Consider the following 16,810-nt stretch of genomic DNA (forward strand, 5'->3'; position numbering starts at 1 on the left):
GCCTGCCGGTCCGGTCGGGGACTAGGCAGGCGCCGTCTCGTGTACCGCACGCCTTTGTGCGGGACGTTTTTGATGGGCCGTCAGGCCCCGTGAACTCTCAGACCATCAACGCCCGGTCCGTCGGCCGGATCGGCGCAGGCAGTTCGCTGGCGCCGGTCAGGAAACGGTCGACTCCGCGCGCGGCCGAGCGGCCCTCCGCGATCGCCCAGACGATGAGGGACTGGCCGCGGCCCGCGTCACCGGCGACGAAGACGCCGGGGACGTTGGTCTGGAAGTCGGCGTCGCGGGCGATGTTGCCGCGCTCGTCGAGGCCCAGGGCGAACTGGTCGACGAGGCCGTTCTGGCGGTCGGTGCCGGTGAACCCCATGGCCAGCGTGACCAGTTGGGCCGGGATCTTGCGCTCGGTGCCGGGCTTCTGGGTCAGCTTGCCCTCGACGAACTCGACCTCGACGAGGTGCAGCCACTGGACGTTGCCGTCCTCGTCGCCCTCGAAGTGGGTGGTATTGACGGAGTAGACCCGCTCACCGCCCTCCTCGTGCGCGGAGGTCACCTTGTAGAGCATCGGGAAGGTCGGCCAGGGCTGCGCGACCGCGTTCCGCTCGTCGCCCGGGCGGGGCATGATCTCCAACTGCGTGACGGAGGCGGCCCCTTGGCGGTGTGCCGTACCCACGCAGTCGGCGCCGGTGTCGCCGCCGCCGATGACGACGACGTGCTTGCCCTCGGCCGAGATCGGGGCGGTGACGTAGTCGCCCTCCTGGACCTTGTTCGAGAGGGGCAGGTACTCCATCGCCTGGTAGACGCCGGTCAACTCCCGTCCGGGGACGGGGAGATCACGGGCGGTGGTGGAGCCGGCGGCGATGACGACCGCGTCGTAGCGCTTGCGGAGGTCGGTCGCCTTGAGGTCGACGCCGATCTCGATGCCGGTGCGGAAGCGGGTGCCCTCCGCGCGCATCTGCTCGATACGGCGGTTGATGTGCCGCTTCTCCATCTTGAACTCGGGGATGCCGTACCGGAGAAGGCCTCCGATGCGGTCCGCGCGCTCGTAGACGGCGACGGTGTGGCCGGCCCGGGTGAGCTGCTGGGCGGCGGCGAGGCCCGCCGGGCCCGAGCCGATGACCGCGACGGTCTTGCCGGAGAGGCGCTCGGGGGCCTGCGGGGCGACGTCGCCGGTCTCCCACGCCTTGTCGATGATGGAGACCTCGACGTTCTTGATGGTGACCGGCGGCTGGTTGATGCCCAGCACGCAGGCCGCCTCGCACGGCGCGGGGCACAACCGCCCGGTGAACTCGGGGAAGTTGTTCGTCGCGTGCAGACGCTCCGACGCGGCCGTCCAGTCCTCGCGGTACGCGTAGTCGTTCCACTCGGGGATCAGGTTCCCCAGCGGACAGCCGTTGTGGCAGAACGGGATGCCGCAGTCCATGCACCGGCTGGCCTGCTTGCCGATGATCGGCAGCAGCGAACCGGGGACGTAGACCTCGTTCCAGTCCTTCAACCGGACGTCCACGGGGCGGGACTTGGCGACCTCGCGCCCGTGGTTCAGAAAGCCCTTCGGGTCAGCCATTGATCGCCGCCTCCATCATCTTCTCGGTGATCTCGGTCTCGGAGAGACCCGCTCGCTCGGCGGCGTCCTTGGCGGCGAGCACTGCCTTGTATGCGCTGGGGATGATCTTGCTGAAGCGGTCCACGGACACGGCCCACTCGGCGAGCAGCTTCTCGGCGACCGTGGAACCGGTCTCCTCGGCGTGCCGGCGCACCACGTCGTGCAGCCACAGCTTGTCGGTGTCGTCCAACTCCTCGACGGCGCCCGCGTTCCCGACGTTGACGTTGTCGGGGTTCAGGTCGATGACGTAGGCGATGCCGCCGGACATGCCGGCCGCGAAGTTACGGCCGGTCTCGCCCAGGACGACCGCCCGGCCGCCGGTCATGTACTCGCAGCCGTGATCGCCCACGCCCTCGGAGACCACCGTGGCACCGGAGTTTCGGACACAGAACCGCTCACCGGTCCGCCCGCGCAGGAACAGCTCGCCGCCGGTCGCGCCGTAGGCGATGGTGTTGCCCGCGATGGTGGAGAACTCGGCGAGGTGGTCGGCGCCCCGGTCGGGACGGACGATGACCCGGCCGCCCGAAAGGCCCTTGCCCACATAGTCGTTGGCGTCGCCCTCCAGGCGCAGCGTGACACCGCGCGGGAGGAAGGCGCCGAAGGACTGGCCCGCGCTGCCGGTGAAGGTGATGTCGATGGTGTCGTCAGGCAGACCGGCCCCGCCGAACTTCTTCGTCACCTCGTGGCCGAGCATGGTGCCGACCGTGCGGTTGATGTTGCGGATCGCGACCTGGGCGCGGACCGGCTGGGCGTCGGTGGCGCTGGACGCGGCGAGGGCGTCGGCGGCGAGCTTGATCAGCTCGTTGTCGAGCGCCTTCTCCAGGCCGTGGTCCTGCTTGATGACCTGGTGGAGGCCTGCGCCGTCCGGGAGTTCGGGGACGTAGAAGAGGGGGGCCAGGTCGAGGCCCTGCGCCTTCCAGTGGTCCACCGCGCGCTCGACGTCGAGCGTGCCGGCCTGGCCGACAGCCTCCTCGATGGTGCGGAAGCCCAGCTCGGCGAGGATCTCGCGGACCTCTTCGGCGATGAACTGGAAGAAGTTCACGACGTATTCGGCCTTGCCCGCGAACCGGTCGCGCAGCACCGGGTTCTGGGTGGCGATGCCGACCGGGCAGGTGTCGAGGTGGCAGACGCGCATCATGACGCAGCCGGAGACGACGAGCGGCGCGGTCGCGAAACCGAACTCCTCGGCGCCGAGCAGCGCGGCGATGACGACGTCACGGCCGGTCTTGAGCTGGCCGTCGGTCTGGACGACGATCCGGTCGCGAAGTCCGTTGAGCAGCAAGGTCTGTTGGGTCTCGGCGAGGCCCAACTCCCAAGGTCCACCGGCGTGCTTGAGTGAGGTGAGCGGGGAGGCGCCCGTACCGCCGTCGTGGCCGGAGATGAGGACGACGTCCGCGTGCGCCTTCGACACACCGGCGGCGACCGTGCCGACGCCGACCTCCGAGACCAGCTTGACGTGAATCCGCGCCTGCGGGTTCGCGTTCTTCAGGTCGTGGATCAGCTGGGCGAGGTCCTCGATGGAGTAGATGTCGTGGTGCGGCGGCGGCGAGATGAGCCCGACACCGGGGGTGCTGTGCCGGGTCTTCGCGACCCAGGGGTAGACCTTGTGGCCGGGCAGCTGGCCGCCCTCGCCGGGCTTGGCGCCCTGGGCCATCTTGATCTGGATGTCGTCCGCGTTGACCAGGTACTCGGAGGTCACGCCGAAGCGGCCGGAGGCGACCTGCTTGATGGCGCTGCGCCGGGCCGGGTCGTAGAGCCGGTCCGCGTCCTCGCCGCCCTCACCGGTGTTGGACTTGCCGCCCAGCTGGTTCATGGCGATGGCGAGGGTCTCGTGCGCCTCCAGGGAGATGGAGCCGTACGACATGGCGCCGGTGGAGAAGCGCTTGACGATCTCGCTGACCGGTTCGACCTCGTCGATGGAGATCGAGGGCCGGTCCGACTTGAAGCCGAAGAGGCCGCGCAGGGTCATCAGCCGCTCGGACTGCTCGTTCACGCGGTCCGTGTACTTCTTGAAGATGTCGTAGCGGTTGGTGCGCGTCGAGTGCTGGAGGCGGAAGACCGTCTCCGGGTCGAACAGGTGCGGCTCGCCCTCGCGGCGCCACTGGTACTCGCCGCCTATGTCGAGGGCGCGGTGCGCGGGCGCGATGCCGCTCGCCGGGTACGCCTTCGCGTGGCGGGCGGCGACCTCCTGGGCGATGACGTCGATGCCGACGCCGCCGATCTTGGTGGCCGTACCGCTGAAGTAGGCGTTGACGAACTGCTCGTCGAGGCCGACCGCTTCGAAGACCTGGGCGCCCCGGTAGGAGGCGACGGTCGAGATGCCCATCTTGGACATGACCTTGAGGACGCCCTTGCCGAGCGCGTAGATCAGGTTGCGGATGGCCTGCTCGGCCTCGATGTCGGTGAGGAACGTGCCCGCGCGGACGAGGTCCTCGACGGACTCCATCGCCAGGTACGGGTTGACGGCCGCGGCGCCGAAGCCGATGAGCAGGGCGACGTGGTGGACCTCGCGGACGTCACCGGCCTCCACCAGCAGGCCCACCTGGGTGCGCTGCTTGGTGCGGATGAGGTGGTGGTGGACGGCGGCGGTGAGCAGCAGCGAGGGGATCGGCGCGTGCTCGGCGTCGGAGTGCCGGTCCGAGAGAACGATCAGCCGGGCGCCGTTCTCGATGGCCGCGTCGGCCTCGGTGCAGATCTCGGCGAGGCGGGCGGCGAGGGTGTCGCCGCCGCCGGAGACCCGGTACAGACCGGACAGGGTCGCGGCCTTCATGCCGGGCATGTCGCCGTCGGCGTTGATGTGGATGAGCTTGGCCAGCTCGTCGTTGTCGATCACCGGGAAGGGCAGGGTGACGCTACGACAGGAAGCGGCGGTCGGCTCCAGCAGGTTGCTCGCCGGGCCGAGGGACGAGCGCAGGGAGGTCACGAGCTCTTCCCTGATCGCGTCCAGCGGCGGGTTGGTGACCTGCGCGAACAGCTGGGTGAAGTAGTCGAAGAGCAGGCGCGGCCGCGAGGACAGCGCGGCGATCGGCGAGTCGGTGCCCATCGAACCAATGGGCTCGGCACCGGCCTTGGCCATCGGCGCGAGGATGACGCGCAGCTCCTCCTCGGTGTAGCCGAAGGTCTGCTGGCGGCGGGTGACCGAGGCGTGGGTGTGCACGATGTGCTCACGCTCGGGCAGGTCGGACAGCTCGATCTCACCGGCTTCGAGCCAGTCGGCGTACGGCTTCTCGGCGGCGAGGCCGGCCTTGATCTCGTCGTCCTCGATGATGCGGTGCTCGGCGGTGTCCACGAGGAACATGCGGCCGGGCTGGAGGCGGCCCTTGCGGACGACCTTCGCGGGGTCGATGTCGAGGACGCCGACCTCGGAGCCGAGGACGACGAGGCCGTCGTCGGTGACCCAGTAGCGGCCGGGGCGCAGGCCGTTGCGGTCGAGGACCGCGCCGACCTGGGTGCCGTCGGTGAAGGTGACACAGGCCGGGCCGTCCCAGGGTTCCATCATCGTGGCGTGGAACTGGTAGAAGGCGCGGCGGGCCGGGTCCATGGAGTCGTGGTTCTCCCACGCCTCCGGAATCATCATCAGCACCGAGTGCGGCAGCGACCGGCCACCGAGGTGGAGCAGCTCCAGCACCTCGTCGAAGGACGCGGAGTCGGAGGCCTCGGGCGTACAGATCGGGAAGATCCGGTCGATCTTGTCCTGGTCGCCGAACAGGTCGGAGGCGATCTGGGACTCGCGGGCCGCCATCCAGTTGCGGTTGCCCTTGACCGTGTTGATCTCGCCGTTGTGCGCGACGAAGCGGTACGGGTGGGCGAGCGGCCACGACGGGAACGTGTTCGTGGAGAACCGGGAGTGCACGAGCGAGATCGCGGAGGCGAAGCGCCGGTCGGACAGGTCCGGGAAGAAGGGCTCCAGCTGACCCGTGGTGAGCATGCCCTTGTAGACGATGGTCCGCGCGGACAGCGACGGGAAGTAGACGCCGGCCTCACGCTCGGCGCGCTTGCGCAGCGCGAAGGCCTTGCGGTCGAGGTCGATGCCCTGGGTCTGCCCGTCGCTCACGAAGAGCTGACGGAACAGCGGCATGGTGGAGCGGGCCGTGGCACCAAGGAGTTCGGGCGCGGTCGGAACCTCACGCCACCCGAGAACCGTGAGGCCTTCTTCTACGGCGATCGTCTCAACCTGCGAGACGATCGCGTCGGCGCCGTCCTCGGGCAGGAAGGCGATGCCGACCGCGTATCCACCGGCGGCGGGGAGGTCGAATCCGGCCACCTCGCGGAAGAAGGCGTCCGGCACCTGGGACAGGATGCCCGCGCCGTCGCCGGAGTCGGGCTCGGCACCGGTCGCACCGCGGTGCTCCAGGTTGCGCAGCACGGTGAGCGCCTGCTCGACCAGCGCGTGGCTCGCCTCGCCGGTGAGGGTGGCCACGAAGCCGACGCCACAGGCGTCGTGCTCGTTGCGGGGGTCGTACATACCCTGTGCGGCAGGGCGAGCATCCATGAAGGACCAGTTCTGGCCATTCGCGGTGTGCTGGGACGGCTGGCGCGGCGTACGCATCGGCTCTCCCGTCGTCGTCGTGGCATATGCATGGGCATAGGGACGACGTTGGCCCTCTGCGGGTAAGCGCAAAATTTCGTGCAGGTTACATGATGGAACGGTTCTCGGGAACCGGATACTCCGTTCCAACATGCGGACGCCGTGGGGTCGCGGCGCGGCACCGCACAAGCGGTGGAGGTGAAGGGGACCAAAACGGACAGATCGATGTCCGTCGGTCCATGGCAGAGGGAGCGTCGTAGCCCATCCCGCGGGTGCGCCGCGGGCGTCATTGCCCACAGCGCTTACGGCTCATGCCCAGTGGTTAAGCGTTCGAAACCAGCGAGTAACGGCTACTTATGCGACTCAACGCATAAGTGCGCGTCGGGCTATCCTACGACCGTTCCGAACAAGGTGCCCAGGGCGTACGTCACACCGGCCGCCGCACCGCCCAGCGCGAGCTGCCGCAGCCCGCTGAACCACCAGGTCCGCGCGGTCACCCGGGCCACCACCGCGCCACACCCGAACAACCCGACGAGCGCGAGCAGCAGCGCCGGCCAGAGCGCGGTCGCCCCGAGCAGGAACGGCAGTACGGGAAGCAGCGCGCCCAGCGCGAACGCCCCGAAGGACGACACGGCGGCGACGAGCGGGGAAGGCAGATCCCCGGGGTCGATCCCGAGCTCCTCCCGGGCATGTATCTCCAGAGCCTGCTCGGGATCGCGCGAAAGCTGCCGGGCAACTTCACGGGCAAGCGCAGGCTCGACCCCACGGGACACATACAGGGAGGCAAGCTCCCCTTCCTCATCCTCCGGGTGCTTGCGCAGCTCACGGCGCTCGACCTCCAGCTCGGCCTCGACCAGCTCGCGCTGGGAGGCCACGGAGGTGTACTCACCGGCCGCCATGGAGAAGGCACCGGCGGCGAGCCCGGCCAGCCCGGTGATGACGACGGTCTGATGACTGACGGCACCACCGACGACACCGGTCATCAGAGCGAGGTTGGAGACGAGACCGTCCATCGCCCCGAACACCGCGGGGCGCAGCCAACCGCCGTTCACATCACGGTGGGTGTGGTTGTCGCGGTGCGCCTCGTGGAGCGTCGCTTCGGTCTCGATGATGGCCATGCGGTGATCCCCCAGGAGGCTGAGAGTCAGCTGACGGAAAGCTGACAGGTAGCTAAGGTGAGGCTAACTTTAGACAAGTTCTACTCTTCGACAACACTGAACATACGCCTTTCATTTCCCGCCCTCCAGCAAGGAAAGGCTGGGCTAACCTGCACCTTTATCCTCGAACGCTCATACGTGATAGTGGCCGATCAGATGTCGACCGGGTGACGCCGCACTCCGTCAGGCTCTGCCGAAGGCCTCCCGTGGGAGACATCCGCAAAGGGTTCCGCGCCCTGAGGCGCCCTGAGGGAACCCCGTAGGAGAGGCCGCCCATGGCATCGATCGCCTGCATTCCCCCGGTCCCGGCGCCCAAGAACGCCACCGAACTCCGCGAACGGGCGCGCGGCGCGCTGCTCGGCCTCGCGGTGGGAGACGCCCTCGGCGCACCGGCGGAAAACATGAAGCCCTCGGAGATCCGCGCCCGTTGGGGCCGCATCACGGGCTACGTCGCGGAGAACCCGGCCGGCACGGACGACACGGAGTACGCGATCTTCTCCGGCCTCCTCCTGGCCCGCCACGGCTCGGCCCTCACACCGACCCACGTGGAGGCGGCCTGGCACGAGTGGATCGCGGACCGCGACGAGGGCCCGTTCCGGGGAGCGGGTTTCAGCGAACGCGGCACCCTGGAGAACCTCCGCCGAGGCCTGGCAGCCCCCATCTCGGCACAACACCGCCACGCCTGGAGCGACGGCCTGGCCATGCGCGCGGCCCCCTTCGGCGTCTTCGCGGCGGGCCGCCCGGCGGAAGCGGCCCGTCTCGTCGCGATCGACGGTTCGGTGAGCCACGACGGCGAGGGCATCTACGGCGGCCAGGCGGTGGCGGCGGGCGTGGCGGCGGCGATGGCGGGAGCGCCGACGATCGCGGTAGTGGCATCAGCCCTGGCAGTAGTCCCCGACGACTCCTGGACCGCCCGCTCCCTCCGCCGAGCGGTGGCGGTGGCCCACCGAGGCGAACGAGCGGTCCGCTCCGCGGTCGTCATCGGCGGCTACCCCTGGACCGACCTGGCCCCCGAGGCGGTGGCCCTCGCCTTCGGCGCATACGCCGCAGCGGACGGCGACTTCACGGAGTCGGTCCTCACCGCGGTGAACATGGGACGGGACGCGGATACGACGGCCGCGGTGGCGGGCGCCCTGGCAGGCGCGACCCGGGGCGCGTCCTCGATCCCGCCCGACTGGGCGTCGGCGATCGGCCCGGCGAGAGGGAGCTGCCTGCCGGCGATGGCCGGCCACCATGTGCTGGACATCGCCGAGTTGCTGGTTCCGGGGGAGGGCGGGAAGTGGGGCACGGGGGGCGTGGTCCGACTCGATCAACGGGAGCAACGGGAGTACGTGCTGGCTGCGGATGAGGACGAGGTGCAGCTGTGAGGCGCGAGGAGAGCGAGGGCAATGGGCCGGCGCCGAAGGCGCAACGGATTGAACCTGCGGTCACTGCCGGCGAGTCCGCCGGGCAGGGGCTACCCGCAACCAACGCCCCACTCCACCCGGAGCCGCTCCAGCCAGCAGCCGCGAACGGCGAACACGCCCCGCAGGGGCCACCCACACCCGACCGCCGTCTCCGCCCCGAGCCGCTCCAACTCGCTTCCGCCGACGGCGAGTCCGCCCCGCAAGAGCCGCCCACCTCCAGCTCCCGTCCCAACCTGCTCCAACCCGCAGACGCCAATGGCGAACCCGCCCCACAAGAACCACCAGCCTCCAGCCCTCACCTCCACCCCAACCTGCTCCAACCCACGGCCACCGAAGGCGAACCCGCCCCGCAAGAGCCACCCACCTCCGACGCCCGTCCCGAGCTGCTCCAACCCGCAGACGCCGAAGGCGAACCCGCCCCACACGAACCACCCGCAGCCGCCGACGGCGAGTCCGCCCCACAGGGGCCACCCGCACCCGACGACGAAAGTTGTACGGGCGGTGCGGATGGGAGCACAAAGGCCGATGGCGAAGCCGAGGCCGTTCACGAGGCCCGCCGGATCGAGGGGCTGCTGCTAGGACTCGCCGCAGGGGATGCCGCCGGTTGGCCCGCCGCGAGGCACCGCGCTGCCCGCATGCCCGAGTGGACCCGCCGCCTCACCCGCGAGCTGGACACCTTCGCCGAACAGAACGCGACCACCACCCTCCCCGTCCCCATCGCCCTGAACCAACCCCCCGAGCCCCTACGCCTGGGCCCCTCCGACGACGCCGAATGGGCAGCGTTCGCCGCGGAAGCCGTACTGAGAGCCGGCGACGACACAGTCCTCGGCGACCTGAGCCGCGAGCGCCGCACCCGCGCCGCGATCGACCTCACCTGGAACGCCATCGCCAGCGAGGTCGCCGCCGCAGCGGACCGCGCCCCGGAGGTCGAATCCGCCGTACTCCCCCTCCGCGCCCGCATCTCGGTACGGGCCGGCCTGGGCAACCTCGCAGCCGGCCTCCGCCCACCCGCCACCGGCCACGACAACCCCCACTACTTCGACGACGCGGCCTGCGTAAGAGCCTGCGTACTGGCCGTGGCGCACCCCGGCGACCCCCAACGCGCCGCCGCCCTCGCCGAGTTCGACGCCCACTACACCCAGGACGGCGACGGAGTCCACGGCGCCAGAGCGATGGCCGCGGCCCTCTCCCTCGCCCTGGTCGGCGCGGCCGTAGACGAATGCGTGGCAGCCGCCCTGGCCGAACTCCCGGAAGCCACGGAGATCGGCCGTAACGCCCGCCACGCACTGAAGTTGGCCCAGGACAGCGACAACGCCTTCGCCCTGATCCCCCTCTTGGAACACCAGATCGTCGACCACGTCTACAGCTACGGAATCGCGGCCGCCGAAACCGTCCCGGTAGCCCTCGCGTTGGCGACAGCCGCCCGCGGCCGTATCGCGGAAGCGGTCCCCGCCGCAGCCTGCCTCTCCCGGGTCGCGGACTCGGCCCCGGCCCTGGCAGGCGCCCTCACCGGAGCACTCAGCGGTGGCCAGGCGATCCCCGCAACCTGGCGGGACGCCTGCCGCACCCTCTCCGGCTGCGCCCTCCCCCGCCTCACCGGCACGGACCTCGTAGAACTCGCCGAACTCCTGGAAGCCACACAACCGGCCCTCCCAAGAGGATGATTCAGGGCATGACGCCCAAAGAACCAGAAACCAGCCTCGAAGAGAGGATCACCGGAGCCCTCGTGGGTGCCGCCGTCGGCGACGCCCTCGGCGGCCCCGTCGAGGGCTACTCCCCCGACCAGATCCTCGAACGCCACGCCGGCCGCGTCCACGGCATCGTCGGCCCCTGGAACGGCGAGGCCTGGCGCACGGCCCGCCCCATCGCCCCGTATCACAAGGGCGACGGCCACGTCACCGACGACACCTTGATGACCCACGCTCTCGTACGGGTCTACGCCCGGGTCCGCGACCACCTCGACGCCTACTCCGTCGCCGACCACCTCGTCCCGGACCTGATGCAGAACCCGCGCTGGATCCCGGAGTTGGAGGCGGAAGCCATCCCCCTCCAACGCGTCTTCCTCGCGGAGAAATGGCTCGCGGCCCGCCTCCACTACGGCCACGTCGACCCCCGCGAAGCCGGCGTCGGCAACATCGTCAACTGCGGTGCCGCGATGTACATGGCCCCGGTCGGCCTGGTCAACGCGGCCCATCCGGCGGGCGCTTACGCCGAGGCCCTCGACATCGCGGGCGCCCACCAGTCGTCGTACGGCCGAGAGGCAGCCGGTGTCTTCGCGGCGGCGGTGGCCGCGGCCTGCGTACCGGGCGCGACCCCCGACTCGGTCGTGGCCGCCTGCCTCGCCCTGGCGAAGGACGGCACCCGCACCGCCATCGAGCAGGTCTGCGAAGTGGCCGCCCGTTACTCGGACTTCGAGTCGGCGCTGGTCCCCCTGCGGGAGGCGGTCGCACCGTACGACACGGTGGGCCCCGACTACCGCGCCCCGTCCCTGGACGCCCGCCGCCCCTCCCGCACCAAGGCGATCGAGGAACTCCCCGTCGCGCTCGGCATGTTGGTGGTCTCCGGCGGCGACTACCGCCACGCGGTGCTGGGTTCGGTGAACTACGGCCGGGACTGCGACTCGATCGCGACGATGGCCGGCGCGGTGGCCGGCGCCCTCGGCTCCACGGTCCCGCAGGACTGGTCGAAGACGGTCGCCGAGGCCAGCCGCCTGGATCTCTGGGAACCGGCGGCGACCCTCACCACCGTCACCCGCGAGCTCTTCGAACGCGACGTCCTCCGACGCCGGGCCCACGAGGCGGCGTTCACCGAGATCGGAGGGCTGAAGTGCTCCGACTGACCTGGGTCCAGCCGGAGGACCTGCTCGGCCACGAGCTGCGCCAGGCCGCCCAGGACGGGCGCGAACCGTCGGCGATCGCGGCACGATGGCGGGCGGCGGGCGGGACGGAGGCACCGGAACGGGCGGGCGCGTCGGACCGACCCCCCACCCGCTATCTCCGGTTGCTCGCCGAGGACCTGCTGGACGAACTGGCCGACCTGCCCAGCCGGTTGGCGGACCAGGAGCCCACCGACCTGACACGGATCAAAGCCCTCTGCCCCAACTGGCCCACCCCACAAGCCACTTCCCCACCCCGCCCGGCCCTCTTCGAGGCCGCCTGGCTGGGCCGGGCCGTCGGCTGCCTCCTCGGCAAACCGGTCGAGAAGCTCCCCCTCGACGGCATCCGCCAACTCGCCCGTGCCACCGGCAACTGGCCCCTGAACACCTACTTCACCGCCCGAGGCGTCCCCACCGATCTCCTCGCCACCCACCCCTGGAACCGCCGCTCCGCCCCCACCTCCCTCGCCGAGAACATCGACGGCATGCCCGAGGACGACGACCTCAACTACCCCCTGTTGAACCTCCTGTTGCTGCAGCGCCACGGCAAGGACTTCACCACCGCCGACGTGGCGAAGCTCTGGCTCGACGAACTCCCCGCAGGCCGCACCTTCACCGCCGAACGCATCGCCTACCGCAACCTCCTCACCGGCCTGGAACCCCCGCGAACGGCCCGCCACCGCAACCCGTTCCGCGAGTGGATCGGCGCCCTGATCCGCGCCGACGTGCACGGCTGGACCAACCCCGGAAACCCCGCCGCCGCTGCCGAACAGGCCCACCGCGACGCCACGTTGACCCACACCGCGAACGGCGTCTACGCGGCGATGTTCACGGCGGCCACCATCGCCACCGCGACCACCGGCACCCACGACATCCACACCTGCCTGCGCACCGGCCTGACGGTCGTCCCGCCCGGCTCCCGCCTGGCCAAGGCGATCCGGCACGCCCTCCAACTGGCCCGGAAACACCGGGGCTTCGACGAGGTGGTGGACCAACTCCACGCTACCTACAGCGGAACCCACCACTGGGTCCACGCGATCCCCAACACCGCCCTGATCGCCGCCGCCCTCACCCACGCGGACGGCGACTTCACCGGCTCCATCTGCCGTGCGGTGTCCGGGGGTTGGGACACCGACTCCAACGGCGCGACGGTCGGCAGCATCGCCGCCCTCCTCTCGGACACCGCTCTCCCCGACCGCTGGACGAACCCCCTCAAGAACCGACTCGCCACCTCCGTAGGCGACTTCAACGGCATCGGCTTCGACACCCTCGCCCGGCTCACCCATCAGGAGACCGCCCGCCCATGACCCACATCGCCGTGCTCGGCAGCACGAACATGGACCTCGTCGCCTACGTCGCGAAGGCCCCGCAGCGCGGAGAGACCGTGACGGGACGGGAGTTCCGCACGATCCCCGGCGGCAAGGGCGCCAACCAGGCTATCGCCGCGGCCCATTCGGGCGCCGACGTCACCATCATCAGCGCGGTCGGCAATGACGTCTACGGCGCTCAACTCCGGTCCGCCTTCGAGCACTCCGGTGTCGACACCGACCACCTCCGCACCGTCGAGGGCCCGTCCGGCACCGCCCACATCGTCGTGGACGACGAGGGCGGCAACGCGATCGTCGTGATCCCCGCCGCCAACGGCACCGTCGACCACCTCGCCCCCGGCGACGAGGCCACGATCGCCACGGCCGACGCCCTGCTCCTCCAACTGGAGATCCCCCTCGCCGCGGTGATCGCGGGCGCGGAAGCGGCCCGCCGCCACGGCATCCGTACGATCCTCACGCCCTCCCCCGCCCAACCGCTGCCCCCCGAACTCCTCACCGTCGTAGACCTGTTGGTCCCCAACGAGCACGAGGCCACCGCCCTCACCGGCCGCACCGACCCGCGCGAGGCGGCGGCGTCCCTGCTCGACCAGGTGCCCGAGGTGATCGTCACCCTGGGCGCGGCGGGCAGCCTGTACGCGGCCCGGGGCGCCGACCTGTTCACCGTCCCCGCGCCCCGAGTGACCGCCGTGGACTCGACCGGCGCGGGCGACACCTTCGTCGGCGCACTGGCGGTGGCGCTCGCCGAGGGCCGCCCGATGCGCGACGCGCTGGGCTGGGCGGCAGCGGCGGCGGCGCTGTCCGTGCAGCGGCCCGGCGCGACGGCGTCGATGCCGTTCCGCTCGGAGATCGACAAGCAGTACACCTCATGACCGGGACGACGACCACAACTCCCCTGTCCGGCCTGCGCGTTCTCGATCTCGCGACGCTCTTCGCCGGTCCCCTCGCCGCCACCATGCTCGGCGACTTCGGCGCCGAGGTCATCAAGGTCGAGCACCCGACCAAGCCCGACCCGTCCCGGGGCCACGGCCCGTCGAAGGACGGCATCGGCCTGTGGTGGAAACTGCTCGGCCGCAACAAGCGCGCCATCACCCTCGACCTGTCGAAGCCGGGCGGGCGCGACACCCTCCTCCGCCTCGCCGCCACCGCCGACGTGATCATCGAGAACTTCCGCCCCGGCACCCTGGAGAAATGGGACCTCGGCTGGGCCGAACTCTCCGCCGCCAACCCGAAGTTGGTGCTCGCCCGGGTCACCGCCTTCGGCCAGTTCGGGCCCTACGCCCACCGCCCCGGCTTCGGCACCCTCGCCGAGGCGATGAGCGGCTTCGCCGCGATCACCGGCGAACCGGACGCACCCCCGACCCTCCCGCCGTTCGGCCTCGCCGACTCGATCGCGGGCCTGGCGACGGCGTACGCGGTGATGACGGCCCTCGCCGCCCGCGACCGCACGGGCGAGGGCCAGGTCGTCGACATGGCGATCATCGAACCGATCCTCACCGCGCTGGGCCCCCAGCCCCTCTGGTACGACCAGCTCGGCCACGTCCAGCCGCGCACCGGCAACCGCTCCCAGAACAACGCCCCGCGCAACACCTACCGTACGGCGGACGGCAGTTGGGTCGCCGTCTCCACCTCGGCCCAGTCGATCGCCGAGCGCGTGATGCGCCTGGTCGGCCGCCCCGAACTGATCGACGAACCGTGGTTCGCGACGGGCGCGGACCGGGCCCGGCACGCCGACGTCCTCGACGCGGCGGTCGGCGACTGGATCGCGCAACGCACCCGCACCGAAGTCCTCGCCGCCTTCGAGAAGGCGGAGGCGGCGGTCGCCCCCATCCAGGACGTACGGGACGTCATGGAGGACCCGCAGTACCAGGCCCTCGACACGATCACCACCGTCGACGACCCCGAACTCGGCCCTCTCCGCATGCAGAACGTCCTCTTCCGCCTCTCCGCCACCCCCGGCGCGATCCGCTGGACCGGCCGCCCCCACGGCGCCGACACGGACACGGTCCTGACCGAACTCGGCCTGACCGACACCGAGTTGACCACTCTCCGCCAGGCGGGCGCCCTGTGACCCCCCACCACCTGACCTGGCTCTACGTCCCCGGCGACCGCCCCCCGATCGTCGCCAGGGCCCTCGCCGCCGGCGCCGACGTGGTCGTCGTCGACCTGGAGGACGCGGTCGCCCCGGACCGCAAGGACTACGCCCGCGCGGCCACGGCGGAGCTTCTCGCGGAGCCCCGGCTCAGCGTCCACGTCCGCGTGAACGCCCTGGACACCCCCTGGGCGGCCGACGACCTCCGCACCCTCGCACCCCTCCCGGGCGTGTCCGGCCTACGGCTCCCGAAGGTCACGTCCGCCGAGGACGTCGTAGCCGTAGCGGAAAAGGCCCGCGACCTCCCCCTGTACGCCCTCCTGGAGACGGCCCTCGGCATCGAACGGGCCTTCGCCATCGCCTCCGCGCACTCCTCCGTGCACGGCATCGCGCTCGGCGAGGCGGATCTACGGGCCGACCTGGGCGTACGCGACGACGCGGGCCTGGACTGGTCCCGTTCCCGGGTGATCGTCGCCGCCCGAGCCGCAGGACTGACTCCGCCGCCCCAGTCCGTCCACCCGGACATCCGCGACCTGGAGGGCCTGGCCGCCTCCTGCGCGCACGGCCGCGCCCTGGGTTTCCTCGGCCGCGCGGCGATCCACCCCCGTCAACTCCCGGTCATCGAGAGCGCGTTCCTCCCGACGAACGAGGAGATCGAACAGGCCGAGGCGATCGTCAAGGCAGCCATGCGGGAGGAGGGCGCCCAGGCCCTGCCCAGCGGGCAGTTCATCGACGCGGCGGTGGTGGCGGCGGCGCAGCGAACACTCACGTTGGCGCGCCGTACCTGAACACGATGAGGGCGCCCCGTGAAACACAGGGCGCCCTCATCGTCGTAGAACCGGCCGTCAGCCCTTCTTGGCCGACTCGGCCTCGTCTTTCTTGAGGTCCACTTCGTTCGCCGCGTCCGCTTCCTCGGCGTCCGCGTCTTCCTTCGGCTCCTCTTCCGAGGCCGCCGTGCTGTCGTCGCCGTCGGTCTCATCGGCCGGGGTGTCCGTGTCCGGTTCGACGACCTCTTCGCGGCCCGGGCGCTTCTTCGCCGAGATGACGAAGTAGAGGACCGCGAGCAGGAAGACGATCATCGCGGTCCAGTCGTTCAACCGCAGGCCCAGGAAGTGGTGGGCGTCGTCGACGCGCATGTACTCGATCCAGCCGCGGCCGACACAGTACGCGGCGACGTACAGCGCGAACGCCCGGCCGTGGCCCAGCTTGAAGCGGCGGTCGGCCCAGATGACGAGGAAGCCGACACCGATGCACCACAGCGACTCGTACAGGAACGTCGGGTGGTAGTAGCCGGGGACGCGGCCGTCCGTCGAGGACGTGATGTGCAGCGCCCAGGGGAGGTGCGTCTCGCGGCCGTACAGCTCCTGGTTGAACCAGTTGCCCCAGCGGCCGATGGCCTGGGCGAAGGCGATGCCGGGGGCCAGCGCGTCGGCCCAGGCCGGCAGCGGGATGCCACGGCGGCGGCAGCCGATCCACGCGCCCACCGCGCCGAGCGCGATCGCGCCCCAGATGCCGAGGCCGCCCTGCCACACCTTGAAGGCGTCCACCCAGTCGCGGCCCTCGCTGAAGTACAGCTCGTAGTCCGTGATCACGTGGTAGAGGCGACCGCCGACGAGGCCGAACGGCACGGCCCAGACAGCGATGTCGGCCACCGTCCCGACCTTGCCGCCGCGGGCGACCCAGCGTTTGTTGCCGAGCCAGACGGCGACGAAGACGCCGATGATGATGCAGAACGCGTAACCGCGCAGCGGAATGGGGCCGAGGTGGATGACCCCGCGCGACGGGCTGGGAATGTAGGCAAGTTCCATGGCAGGGTCGACGCTACCG

Annotated in this window: 11 protein-coding genes; 7 read left to right on the forward strand and 4 right to left on the reverse strand. The window is 70.8% G+C overall.

What is annotated here, in order from left to right; translation table 11 throughout:
• Window positions 1-97: 97 nt before the first annotated feature.
• From ACGFY9_RS09025 to ACGFY9_RS09035, 3 genes are all read right to left on the reverse strand, one after another.
• Window positions 98-1,561 (reverse strand): glutamate synthase subunit beta, encoded by a 1,464-nt coding sequence (locus tag ACGFY9_RS09025; RefSeq protein WP_393753071.1) that lies wholly within the window; start codon window positions 1,559-1,561, stop codon window positions 98-100.
• The gene (gene gltB, locus ACGFY9_RS09030) at window positions 1,554-6,149 is read right to left on the reverse strand and encodes a glutamate synthase large subunit (protein WP_393753072.1); all 4,596 of its coding nucleotides are present in this window, start codon (window positions 6,147-6,149) and stop codon (window positions 1,554-1,556) included. The genes ACGFY9_RS09025 and gltB overlap by 8 nt, the downstream gene beginning before the upstream one ends.
• 365 nt (window positions 6,150-6,514) lie before the next feature.
• Window positions 6,515-7,246, reverse strand: coding sequence for a VIT1/CCC1 transporter family protein (locus tag ACGFY9_RS09035; RefSeq protein WP_393753073.1), 732 nt, complete (start codon window positions 7,244-7,246; stop codon window positions 6,515-6,517).
• A gap of 314 nt (window positions 7,247-7,560) precedes the next feature.
• Here ACGFY9_RS09035 and ACGFY9_RS09040 point away from each other — a divergent pair, with 314 nt between their 5' ends.
• From ACGFY9_RS09040 to ACGFY9_RS09070, 7 genes are all read left to right on the forward strand, one after another.
• Entirely contained in the window at window positions 7,561-8,652 is a 1,092-nt protein-coding gene (locus ACGFY9_RS09040) for an ADP-ribosylglycohydrolase family protein (protein ID WP_393753074.1), read from the forward strand.
• Window positions 8,653-9,074: 422 nt separating this feature from the next.
• On the forward strand, window positions 9,075-10,355 hold the full coding sequence (locus ACGFY9_RS09045) for an ADP-ribosylglycohydrolase family protein (protein ID WP_393753377.1): 1,281 nt from the start codon (window positions 9,075-9,077) through the stop codon (window positions 10,353-10,355).
• An 8-nt stretch (window positions 10,356-10,363) separates the two neighbouring features.
• Entirely contained in the window at window positions 10,364-11,530 is a 1,167-nt protein-coding gene (locus ACGFY9_RS09050; RefSeq protein ID WP_393753075.1) for an ADP-ribosylglycohydrolase family protein, read from the forward strand.
• Window positions 11,518-12,873 carry an ADP-ribosylglycohydrolase family protein gene (locus tag ACGFY9_RS09055; protein ID WP_393753076.1) on the forward strand — a complete coding sequence of 452 codons (1,356 nt, stop codon included), beginning with the start codon at window positions 11,518-11,520 and terminating at the stop codon, window positions 12,871-12,873. The genes ACGFY9_RS09050 and ACGFY9_RS09055 overlap by 13 nt, the downstream gene beginning before the upstream one ends.
• Complete coding sequence (rbsK, locus tag ACGFY9_RS09060) at window positions 12,870-13,763, forward strand: ribokinase (protein ID WP_393753077.1); 894 nt, start codon at window positions 12,870-12,872, stop codon at window positions 13,761-13,763. The genes ACGFY9_RS09055 and rbsK overlap by 4 nt, the downstream gene beginning before the upstream one ends.
• Window positions 13,760-14,962 (forward strand): CaiB/BaiF CoA transferase family protein, encoded by a 1,203-nt coding sequence (locus ACGFY9_RS09065; RefSeq protein WP_393753078.1) that lies wholly within the window; start codon window positions 13,760-13,762, stop codon window positions 14,960-14,962. The genes rbsK and ACGFY9_RS09065 overlap by 4 nt, the downstream gene beginning before the upstream one ends.
• A complete protein-coding gene (locus ACGFY9_RS09070; protein ID WP_393753079.1) occupies window positions 14,959-15,771 on the forward strand; it encodes an HpcH/HpaI aldolase/citrate lyase family protein in 813 nt (270 codons plus the stop codon). Before ACGFY9_RS09065 ends, ACGFY9_RS09070 begins: the two co-directional genes overlap by 4 nt.
• Before the next feature lie 57 nt (window positions 15,772-15,828).
• Here ACGFY9_RS09070 and lgt read toward each other — a convergent pair whose 3' ends face one another.
• Complete coding sequence (lgt, locus tag ACGFY9_RS09075; protein ID WP_393753080.1) at window positions 15,829-16,791, reverse strand: prolipoprotein diacylglyceryl transferase; 963 nt, start codon at window positions 16,789-16,791, stop codon at window positions 15,829-15,831.
• Window positions 16,792-16,810: the final 19 nt, after the last annotated feature.

This window comes from Streptomyces sp. NPDC048504 (genome assembly GCF_043200035.1).
Lineage (GTDB): Bacteria > Actinomycetota > Actinomycetes > Streptomycetales > Streptomycetaceae > Streptomyces.

Coding starts and splice junctions, on each gene's coding strand:
- ACGFY9_RS09025 (WP_393753071.1), bottom strand. CDS start 1,561: ATGGCTGACCCGAAGGGCTTTCTGAACCACGGGCGCGAGGTCGCCAAG.
- gltB (WP_393753072.1), bottom strand. CDS start 6,149: ATGCGTACGCCGCGCCAGCCGTCCCAGCACACCGCGAATGGCCAGAAC.
- ACGFY9_RS09035 (WP_393753073.1), bottom strand. CDS start 7,246: ATGGCCATCATCGAGACCGAAGCGACGCTCCACGAGGCGCACCGCGAC.
- ACGFY9_RS09040 (WP_393753074.1), top strand. CDS start 7,561: ATGGCATCGATCGCCTGCATTCCCCCGGTCCCGGCGCCCAAGAACGCC.
- ACGFY9_RS09050 (WP_393753075.1), top strand. CDS start 10,364: ATGACGCCCAAAGAACCAGAAACCAGCCTCGAAGAGAGGATCACCGGA.
- rbsK (WP_393753077.1), top strand. CDS start 12,870: ATGACCCACATCGCCGTGCTCGGCAGCACGAACATGGACCTCGTCGCC.
- ACGFY9_RS09065 (WP_393753078.1), top strand. CDS start 13,760: ATGACCGGGACGACGACCACAACTCCCCTGTCCGGCCTGCGCGTTCTC.
- lgt (WP_393753080.1), bottom strand. CDS start 16,791: ATGGAACTTGCCTACATTCCCAGCCCGTCGCGCGGGGTCATCCACCTC.